General features: G+C 69.0%; 1 protein-coding gene. It reads left to right on the top strand.

Annotated features, from left to right (window positions below; translation table 11 throughout):
- The first annotated feature begins 179 nt into the window (after positions 1–179).
- Entirely contained in the window at positions 180–1,184 is a 1,005-nt protein-coding gene (locus tag GRF61_RS24140) for an adenosine deaminase (protein ID WP_169153155.1), read from the top strand.
- Positions 1,185–1,205 lie beyond the last annotated feature (21 nt).

The following is a 1,205-nucleotide window of genomic DNA, read 5'->3' as shown; positions in this document are numbered from 1 at the left end:
CCGCCGAACCCTCCCGCCCCAAGCGGTCGAACGTCTCAATGCCCTTCTTTGCCCGGAGGGTTATCCTCGCCGCCTTATGAAGATTATTCACCGCGCCGGCGCGATGGCCGCGGCCGTGCCACTACCATGGCCGGCATTGCGTGGCTGACGCGGCGGCCGCCGCCAAACGGAGTTCGCCCATGGATCTCGCCCAATTCGTCCGCGCCCTGCCCAAGGCCGAGCTGCATCTGCACATCGAGGGCTCGCTGGAACCGGAGATGATGTTCGCGCTGGCGCAGCGCAACGGCGTCGCCCTGCCCTGGGACAGCGTGGAGGCCACCCGCGCCGCCTACGCCTTCAGCGATCTGCAGAGCTTTCTCGACCTGTATTACGCCGGCGCGGCGGCGCTGATCCACGAGCAGGATTTCCACGAGCTGGCGATGGCCTATTTCGCCCGCGCCCATGCCGACGGCGTGGTGCATGCCGAGCTCTTCTTCGATCCGCAGACGCACACCGACCGCGGCATCGCCTTCGAGACCGTGCTGAACGGCCTGGAGCGCGCCTGCGAGGAAGCGCGCGAGCGCTGGGGCATCAGCTCGCGCCTCATCCTCTGTTTCCTTCGCCACCTCAGCGAGGCGGAGGGCTTCGACACGCTGGCCCAGGCGCTACCGCACATCGCCCGCATCCACGGCGTCGGCCTCGACTCCTCGGAAAAGGGCCATCCGCCGGCCAAGTTCGAGCGCCTGTTCGCCCGCTGCCGCGAACTGGGCCTGCATGTGGTGGCCCATGCCGGCGAGGAAGGGCCGCCGGCCTACATCGTCGAGGCGCTGGACCTGCTGCAGGTGGAGCGCATCGACCACGGCGTGCGCGCCGCCGAGGACGCGGCGCTGCTGGAGCGCCTGGCGCGCGAGCAGGTGCCGCTCACCGTCTGCCCGCTGTCCAACATCAAGCTCTGCGTGTTCCCGCAACTGGAGGCGCACAACCTGAAGCAGCTGCTGGACGCCGGTCTGAAGATCACCATCAATTCCGACGACCCCGCCTACTTCGGCGGCTACATCGGCCAGAACTACCTGGAGACGGCGCAGGCGCTGCAGCTGAGCCGCGCCGAGCTGAAGCGCATCGCCCGCAACAGCCTGGAGGCCAGCTTCGTGCCGGAATCCCTGCGCGCGCCCTGGCTCGCCCGCCTGGACGCGCTGCCCGACTGAGCCCGCCGCCCCGTTCTCCTT

This window comes from Azoarcus sp. TTM-91 (assembly GCF_012911025.1).
In the GTDB taxonomy this organism is placed as follows: domain Bacteria; phylum Pseudomonadota; class Gammaproteobacteria; order Burkholderiales; family Rhodocyclaceae; genus Azoarcus.
This window is presented reverse-complemented; position numbering and strand designations above follow the sequence as displayed.